Here is a 7,674-nt window from a genome sequence, read left to right on the forward strand (position 1 = left end):
AGGGCGGAGCTGGAGGCCCTGCAGGCCCGGTTTGAGGCCGAGGTGGCCCGGCTCAAGCTCCTCCTTCTGGAGGAGGGCAGGTCCTTCCCCGAAGAGGGTAGCATGGGGGCGTGAAGGCGCTAGAGCCCCTTTTGGAGTTCCTGTCCATCCCCTCGGTATCCACCGACCCGGCCCGAAAGGAAGACCTTCGCAAGGCGGCCCTCTGGCTTGCCGAGAGGCTTAGGGAGCGGGGTTTCCACACCGAGCTCCAGGAGACCCCCCTGCATCCCATCCTTTACGCCGAGCGCTTCCTGGACCCCAAGGCCCCCACGGTTCTGGTCTATGGCCACTACGACGTCCAGCCCCCGGATCCCCTGGAGCTGTGGGAAACCCCCCCCTTCGTCCCCACGGTGCGGGAAGGAAAGGTGTACGCCCGGGGGGCCTCCGACGACAAGGGGCAGCTTTGGGCCCATGTGGCGGCCCTCGAGGACCTGCCCGCCCGGGTGAACGTGAAGCTGTTGGTGGAAGGGGAGGAGGAGATCGGCAGCCCGAGCCTTCTTCCCTTCGTGCGGGAGCACCGGGAGAGGCTCAAAGCCGACGTGGTCCTTATCTCCGATGGGGCCATGTTCGCCCCCCTCACCCCCACCCTCACCTATGGCCTACGGGGCCTGGCCTACCTGGAGGTGCGCCTGAGGGGGGCCCGGCGGGACCTGCACTCCGGAAGTTTCGGCGGCGTGGCTCCCAACCCCATCCAAGCCATTGGGTGGATTCTATCTAAGTTAAAGGACGAGAAAACCGGGAGGATCCTGGTTCCCGGCCTTTACGACCGGGTTCGGCCGGTTTCGGAGGAGGAGAAAGGGCTCTGGCCCTCCTTGGACGAGGAGGCCTTGAAGAGGGAGCTTGGGGTGGAGGTGTTGCCTGGGGAGGAGGGCTTTAGCCCCTTGGAGAGGCTTTGGACCCGGCCCACCCTGGACCCGAATGGCATCTGGGGAGGGTACCAGGGGGAGGGCTCCAAGACGGTGATCCCCGCCGAGGCGGGCTTCAAGGTTTCCTTGCGCCTGGTGCCGGACCAGGACCCGGAGGAGGTGGGGGACTTGGTGGAGGCCTATTTGCGGGGGATCTGCCCGCCCGGTTACACCATGGAGATCCTCCGCCTCCACGGGGGCAAACCCGTTCTCACCGACCCCTTTAGCCCCCCCATGCGCCTCATGGCCCAGGCCCTGGAGGAGGTCTGGGGCAGGCCTCCGGTGTACACCCGGGAAGGTGGGAGCATCCCGGTGGTGGCGGAACTCCAAGAGGCTTTGGGAGCTCCCATCGTCCTCTTGGGCTTGGGGCTTCCCGACGACAACCTCCACGCCCCCAACGAGAAGTTTGACCTGGTGAACCTGGAGAAGGGCATCGCTACGCTAAGGCGCTTCTACGGGCTTTTGGCCCAAGGGGGCTAGGCGGGGTGGGGAGCCTCTGGGAGCGCTACCAGCTTCCCCTGTACCTGGGGGCGGCCCTGCTGGGGGTGGCCTTGGGGTTGGCCCTCCCTGGGCTTGCCCCTTGGGGCGAGGCCCTGCTTTGGCCAGCGTTGGCTGTTTTGCTCTTCTTCACCTTTTTGCCGGTACCCTTTCGCGCCCTGCGCCAAGCCTTCCGCGACCGGACCTTTCTCCTGGCGGGGCTGGTGGGGAACTTCCTCCTGGTGCCCCTGGCGGTCTACGGCCTCCTCCACCTCCTGCCTCCGGAACCGGGGCTTCGCCTGGGGGTGGCCTTGGTCCTCCTGGTGCCCTGCACCGACTGGTTTTTGGCCTTTAGCTACCTGGGCCGGGCGGATATGGCCCGGGCCCTGGTCCTGACGCCCCTGAACCTCCTCCTGCAGCTTGCCCTTCTGCCCCTTTACCTTCTGCTGTTCTTCGGGGAGGGGCTATCGGCCTACCACCCGGACCCAGACATCCTGGTGGGGGCGGGCCTGGTGGTCCTCCTGCCCCTTTTCCTGGCCTTCTGGGTACAGGGCCGCCCCTGGGGAAAGGCGCTGGTGTCCCGGACCACCTCCTGGCCCGTGCCCCTTCTGGCCCTGGTGGTCTTCCTGGTGGCCCTGGGGCATGCGGGCCTTTTGCCGGGGCTGTGGGGGTATGTTCTCCCCTTGCTTGGGGTGTTTGTCCTGTACCTGGTCTTGGCCTTGGGCTTGGCCCTTTCCCTGGCCCGTCTATTCCGCCTTCCCCCCAAGGCGGGCAGGACCCTGGCCTTCAGCCTGGGCACCCGGAACTCCTTTTTGGTGCTCCCCTTAAGCCTGGCCGTACCCGAGGCGGGCCTGGCTCCCTTGGTCATCGTGTTCCAGTCCCTGGTGGAGCTACTGGGGATGGTCCTTTTCCTGCGCCTGGTTCCCCGGCTGCTTTAGGGTTTCGGGGACGGCCCGCTTGGCCACCCCGAAGGGGGCCACCTTGAAGATGAGGGCCTCCCCCACCCGGCCCGTGAGGACGGGGACCACGGCGCTCTTGGCCACCTGGGCACAGAAGGGCACGTCGGCCTCGAGGCCCACCCCTTTGAGGGCCGAGGCGGCGGCGGAGAGGGTGAGGGCCTCCAGGGGGTCCTGGAAGTGGCGTTTCACCGCCAAGGCGATCCTGGCCCCATCCTCGGGTTCCACTTCCCCCAGAAGGCCCAGGTACTCCGCCAGGACCCCGGCGGTGTAGAGGTCGTCCAGGCCCACCCGCCCCTCCTTGCCGGCAGCCAGGATGGCCACCTCCTCCGTGGCCAGCTCCCGGGCCAGGCGGGCGGCGGCGTGGGCGTTAAAGAGGGAGGCCAGAAGCACGTGCTTGGCGGTCCTTGCGGCCACGTGGGCGGCCTTGGTGCCGTTGGTGGTGCTCATCACCACGGTCTTGCCTCCCACCGGGGCCTCGAGGGCCTCCCGGGGGGAGTTCCCCAGGTCAAACCCCGGGGGCTTTAACCCCCCCACCTCCCCCGCCAGGAGCACGTCCCGGTCCTTGAAGGTCCGGGCGGCCTCGAGGCTGGGCACCAGGTACAAGGCCTCCGCCCCGGCCTCCAGGAAGCAGACGGCGGTGGTGGTGGAGCGGATCACATCCACCACCAGGACCACATCGGGGTAGACCAACCCCTCCGTGGGGAGAACGTCCACCTTCAAGCGCATGGAAGGTCCTCCGACTCGGTTTCCTCAAACCAGGCCAAAGGCCACCTCCTCCAAAAGCCTGGGGTCCGCCACCTCCACCATCCCTGTGGAGAGCCGCAGGATGCCCTGGTCTTTTAGCTGGTGGAGGACCCGGGTGGTGGTCTCCCGGCTCACCCCGGCCAGGGCCGCCAGGTCCTGGTGGCGGAGCTGGAAGTGGGGTCCCTGTCCTTGGCGGAGAAGCTTTAAGAGGGCGTAGGCCACGCGGCTTCTGGCCTCCTCAAAGGCCAGCAGGTCCAGCTCCAGGTTGAGTTCCCGCAGGCGGTGGGCGAGGATCTTGGCCAGGTTGTGGGCGAAGAGGGGAAGGCGGCGGATGAGGCCAAAGTAGGTCTCCCGGTAAAGGACCAGAAGAAGGGTGTCCTCCTCCGCTACGGCGCTGGCGCTTCGTTCCCCCCCGTCCAAAAGGCTCATCTCCCCGAAGACCTCCCCGGGCCCTAGGAACCCCAGGATCTTTTCCTGGCCTCCCAGATGGGTGCGGTAGAGGCGCACCCAACCCTCCTCCACCAGGTAAAGGGCCTGGCCCAGGTCCCCCTGGTGGAAGATGGGTTTACCCTTGGGATAGGCCAAGGGTTGGAAGTAGGAGCGGGCCAGATGGATCTCCTCCGGGCCCATATCCTGGAAAAGAGGGGATGCGGGCATCGGCCTTACTCTAACCGAGGCTTCATCTTTTGCCTAGAGGATTAGAAGGTGGACCCGGTCCTGGAGGCGGTAGGCCTGGGATTCTCCTACGGGAACGGCCACCTTTTCCGGGGGGTTTCCCTAAGATTAGGCCCCGGGGAGGCCCTGGCCGTCTTGGGCCCCTCGGGGAGCGGCAAAACCACCCTCCTCCATCTCCTGGCAGGGCTTTTACCCCTGCAGGAGGGGGAGGTGTACTGGGAGGGAGCCCCCATCCGGGGCCTTCCCGAAGGGGTGTTGGCCAGGAAACGGCTCCGTTTCATGGGCCTTGTGTTTCAGCACCACTTCCTCTTCCCAGAGCTCACCGCCTTGGAGAACGTGCTGGCCCCCGGCTACCTGGCAGGCCAGGTGGACCGGGGCCATGCCCTTTGGTTCCTTTCCCGGCTGGACCTTAGGGAACGGGCGGATTTCCTTCCCCAAAGGCTTTCGGGTGGGGAGCGACAGCGGGTGGCGGTGGCCCGGGCCCTTTACCTTAGGCCCAGGCTCCTCTTGGCGGACGAGCCCACCGCTAGCCTGGACCGCACCCAGGCCAAAGAGGTGCTCAGGCTCATGGAGGAGCTGGCTCAGGAGGTGGGGGCGGCCCTCCTTCTTTCCACCCATGACGAGGCCTTGGTGGAGGGCTTGCCCACCTTGCGCCTTTAAAATGGGGCGGTATGAGCCCCATCCACGTGCGGGGAGCCAAAGGAGATGTGGCCGAAAAGGTGCTTCTGCCGGGGGACCCGGGCCGGGCGGAGTGGATCGCCAAGACGTTTCTAGAGGAACCCCGGCTTTACACCTCGCACCGGGGCCTTTTGGGCTTCACCGGGCGGTACCGGGGGGTGCCGGTTTCCGTGCAGACCACGGGCATGGGGGCCCCTTCCGCCAGCATTGTGGCCGAGGAGCTGGTAAGCCTGGGGGCCAGGGTGCTGCTTAGGGTGGGCACCTGTGGGGCGGTGGACGAGGGCCTGGCCCCCGGGGACCTGGTGATCGTCCAGGGGGCCATACCCTTGGACGGGGCCACCCGGCAGTACCTGGAGGGCCGCCCCTACGCTCCCGTGCCCGATGCCCATCTCTTCCAAGCCCTTTGGACCAAGGCAAAGGAAAGGGGCTACCCCCACCATGTGGGGCTGGTGGCCACCGAGGATGCCTTCTACGCCACCACCCCGGAGGGCGCCCGGGCCTGGGCCCGGTACGGGGTTCTGGCCTTTGAGATGGAGGCCAGCGCCCTTTTCCTTCTGGGTAAGATGCGGGGCGTGCGCGCCGGGGCCGTCCTTGTGGTCTCCAACCGCATTGGCGATCCCGAGCTGGCGCCTCCTGAGGTGCTGCAGGAAGGCCTAAGGCGTATGGTGGAGGTGGCCCTCGAGGCCCTTTTGGAGGTGTAGCATGGCCCACGAGCACGAAGGCGAGCACGAGTTCATCCTGGAGATCCCCGAGTTTGCCCACCTTTCCTACGAGGTGGAGGAGGGCATCGCCCTGGTTACCCTAAGGCGGCCCGAGGCCCTAAACGCCCTTTCCCAGGACCTCTTGCGGGAGTTGGCCGAGGTGGCCGAGGTCATCCATCAGGACCCCGAGGTCCGGGTGGCCATCTTCACCGGGGAGGGCAAGGCCTTTGCCGCCGGGGCCGACCTTAAGGAGATCGCCGCCCTAAAAGACCCCTTCACGGCCCGGGAGTACGCCCTTTTGGGGCAACAGGTCTTCGCGGAGATCGCCGCCTTGCCCCTTCCCACCATCGCCGCCATCCAGGGGTACGCCCTAGGGGGAGGGTTGGAACTGGCCTTGGCCTGCGACCTGAGGGTGGCTTCCAAGGACGCCAAGCTGGGCTTGCCCGAGGTGGGGCTTGGCCTCATCCCGGGCTTTGGCGGCACCCAGAGGCTTCCCCGGCTCATCGGCCGGGGCCGGGCCTTGGACCTCATCTTCACCGGGCGGCATGTGTCCGCGGAGGAGGCCTTGAGCCTGGGTCTGGTGAACCGGGTGGGGGAGAATGCTTTGGAGGAAGCCAAGAAGCTGGCCCAGAAGATCATGAAAAACGCCCCCATCGCCCTGGCCCTGGCCAAGGAGAGTGTGGTGCGGGGCGAGGGGCTGGACCTAGCCGAGGCCTTGGAGATCGAGGCGGACCTCTTCGGCTACGCTTCCGCCACGGAGGACATGAAGGAGGGGGTGCGGGCCTTCCTGGAGAAGCGGGCGCCCAACTTCAAGGGAGAGTAGGGGTTTCGCGGGCTTCCCAAGAGGCCGGTGGCCTCCTTCCCCCCTTTCTCGTGCGGGGCAAAGGGTGGGGAAGGCAGGTCTTCCCGGGGGGTGTGGTGTAAGGTAGAGATGCCCATGACGGGAGAGCGCGTTGTCCACGTGGCCAGCCCTAAGGCCAAGCTGTACGCCGAGGCCGACCAGTCCATTCGCGAGCGCCTAAAGGCCTTTCCCAAGGCCCTTAAGGCCTACGAGCTCCTCATCCAAGACCCCGAGGCCAGGGCCGGCTGGAACATGGCCAACTACATCACCATGCGCAAGCTGGGCTACAACGACCACGGCCGGGTCCACGCCCTCCTCACCGGGGCGGCCAGCGTGGCCATCCTGGCCCTTCTGGCCGAAGCGGGGGTGCGCTTGGACACGGTGGAGTCAGGGGCCGGGGAGCTGGAGGACGCCTACGTGGTGGTCCTCCTTGCCACCATGCTCCATGACCTGGGCAACCAGGTGCACCGGGACCACCACGAGGCCTTCGGCGTGTGCCTGGCCGCACCCATCCTGAACCGCATCCTGGAGAAAATCTACCCCGACCCCGAGCAGCGCACGGCCCTCAGGGCCCTGATCCTTCACGGGATTTACAGCCATGACCTCTCCCCAGAACCCCTCACCATAGAGGCCGGGGTCACCGCCGTGGCCGACGGCACCGACATCACCAAGGGCCGGGGGCGGAAGGCCTTCGCCCTGGGAAGCATTGACATCCACTCCATCAGCGCCTTGGCGGTGGACGAGGTGCGCATCCTGAAAGGGGAAAGGGTGCCCGTGGAGATCCAGGTGACCATGAACAACTCCGCGGGCATCTTCCAGGTGGAGGAAACCCTCACCAAGAAGGTGCTCCGTAGCCCCTTAAGGCCCTACGTGAGCGTGGTGGCCATGACCGAAGGCCATGGGGAACAGGACCAGCGCATCGTCCACCGGGTGCGCCTCCACGAGAGCGAGGACCGCTTCGTGCTGGACTGAGGCAGCCCTCGCCCGGATCAGGCCTGGGGCCAAAGCTCGCGGATCTCCTTGGGAAGCAGGTTCAGCACGTCCCGGATCTCCCCTTCGGAGACTTTATGAGAAAGCACCTTGAACACCGCCCGGGCGGCGGCCTCGGGGTCCAAGGCCGGTCCCGAAGGGGTCCTGAGCTCCCGGGCCACGTGGGCTAGGAAGGCTTCCTTGTGCCGCTCCTTAAGGGGTTTGCCCGTGGGGTCCCAACCCTCGTAGAAGAGGCCGCGGATGAGCATGGGAAGTTCGGCAGCCAGCTGGGCGGTTTCCTCCACGGTGAGGCGATCCCGTAGGGCATGAAGCACGGCCCTTAAGGCCATGTAGGCCCGATGGCGGTCCTCCATGCCCAGGTTTTCCATGATCTCCTTCAACCAACTATGGGTCTTGTGTATCGTGGTGTCAAAGACCTCGAGGCCGGTGGCGCTCATACCCTATCCCCCCTTTCCTTCGAGATCATCATACATCTTGAGTATGGCCATGTAAAGGGTCCGGACCTCCCCCGGTCCCGGCAAGGAGGGCGGGCATCCTCAGGGCCCCTCGGGTTTTCGGCCCTGGCCCTACTTGGGCTGCTGCCTTGTCACCCCTTTGCTCAGCTCCCGCTTGAGGATCTTCCCCACGCTGGTCTTGGGGAGGCTATCGCGGAACTGGATGATGCG

At 66.3% G+C, this 7,674-nt stretch carries 9 protein-coding genes; 6 read left to right on the forward strand and 3 right to left on the reverse strand.

The window, feature by feature from the left end:
• The first annotated feature begins 110 nt into the window (after positions 1-110).
• Complete coding sequence (locus L0D16_RS11945; protein ID WP_243032418.1) at positions 111-1,424, forward strand: dipeptidase; 1,314 nt, start codon at positions 111-113, stop codon at positions 1,422-1,424.
• A gap of 5 nt (positions 1,425-1,429) precedes the next feature.
• On the forward strand, positions 1,430-2,359 hold the full coding sequence (locus L0D16_RS11950) for a hypothetical protein (RefSeq protein ID WP_243032419.1): 930 nt from the start codon (positions 1,430-1,432) through the stop codon (positions 2,357-2,359).
• Here L0D16_RS11950 and L0D16_RS11955 read toward each other — a convergent pair.
• On the reverse strand, positions 2,312-3,106 hold the full coding sequence (locus tag L0D16_RS11955; protein ID WP_243032420.1) for a 2-phosphosulfolactate phosphatase: 795 nt from the start codon (positions 3,104-3,106) through the stop codon (positions 2,312-2,314). The genes L0D16_RS11950 and L0D16_RS11955 overlap by 48 nt on opposite strands.
• Before the next feature lie 24 nt (positions 3,107-3,130).
• Complete coding sequence (locus tag L0D16_RS11960; RefSeq protein WP_243032421.1) at positions 3,131-3,781, reverse strand: Crp/Fnr family transcriptional regulator; 651 nt, start codon at positions 3,779-3,781, stop codon at positions 3,131-3,133.
• Between the two features lie 48 nt (positions 3,782-3,829).
• On the opposite strand from L0D16_RS11960, the gene L0D16_RS11965 reads away from it, so the two are divergent.
• The 4 genes from L0D16_RS11965 (at position 3,830) to L0D16_RS11980 (ending at position 6,991) form a co-directional block, all read left to right on the forward strand.
• On the forward strand, positions 3,830-4,459 hold the full coding sequence (locus tag L0D16_RS11965; RefSeq protein WP_243032422.1) for an ABC transporter ATP-binding protein: 630 nt from the start codon (positions 3,830-3,832) through the stop codon (positions 4,457-4,459).
• Positions 4,460-4,470: 11 nt separating this feature from the next.
• Positions 4,471-5,178, forward strand: a complete 708-nt coding sequence (locus L0D16_RS11970) for a phosphorylase family protein (RefSeq protein ID WP_243032423.1) — start codon at positions 4,471-4,473, stop codon at positions 5,176-5,178.
• A gap of 1 nt (position 5,179) precedes the next feature.
• The gene (locus tag L0D16_RS11975) at positions 5,180-6,001 is read left to right on the forward strand and encodes an enoyl-CoA hydratase/isomerase family protein (protein ID WP_243032424.1); all 822 of its coding nucleotides are present in this window, start codon (positions 5,180-5,182) and stop codon (positions 5,999-6,001) included.
• A gap of 114 nt (positions 6,002-6,115) precedes the next feature.
• Positions 6,116-6,991, forward strand: coding sequence for an HD domain-containing protein (locus L0D16_RS11980; RefSeq protein WP_243032425.1), 876 nt, complete (start codon positions 6,116-6,118; stop codon positions 6,989-6,991).
• Between the two features lie 17 nt (positions 6,992-7,008).
• On the opposite strand, the gene L0D16_RS11985 is transcribed toward L0D16_RS11980, so the two are convergent.
• The gene (locus L0D16_RS11985; RefSeq protein WP_243032426.1) at positions 7,009-7,446 is read right to left on the reverse strand and encodes a DUF2267 domain-containing protein; all 438 of its coding nucleotides are present in this window, start codon (positions 7,444-7,446) and stop codon (positions 7,009-7,011) included.
• Positions 7,447-7,674 lie beyond the last annotated feature (228 nt).

It is taken from the genome of Thermus altitudinis, assembly GCF_022760835.1.
Lineage (GTDB): Bacteria > Deinococcota > Deinococci > Deinococcales > Thermaceae > Thermus > Thermus altitudinis.

Coding starts and splice junctions, on each gene's coding strand:
- L0D16_RS11985 (WP_243032426.1), bottom strand. CDS start 7,446: ATGAGCGCCACCGGCCTCGAGGTCTTTGACACCACGATACACAAGACC.
- L0D16_RS11980 (WP_243032425.1), top strand. CDS start 6,116: ATGACGGGAGAGCGCGTTGTCCACGTGGCCAGCCCTAAGGCCAAGCTG.
- L0D16_RS11955 (WP_243032420.1), bottom strand. CDS start 3,106: ATGCGCTTGAAGGTGGACGTTCTCCCCACGGAGGGGTTGGTCTACCCC.
- L0D16_RS11960 (WP_243032421.1), bottom strand. CDS start 3,781: ATGCCCGCATCCCCTCTTTTCCAGGATATGGGCCCGGAGGAGATCCAT.
- L0D16_RS11970 (WP_243032423.1), top strand. CDS start 4,471: ATGAGCCCCATCCACGTGCGGGGAGCCAAAGGAGATGTGGCCGAAAAG.
- L0D16_RS11975 (WP_243032424.1), top strand. CDS start 5,180: ATGGCCCACGAGCACGAAGGCGAGCACGAGTTCATCCTGGAGATCCCC.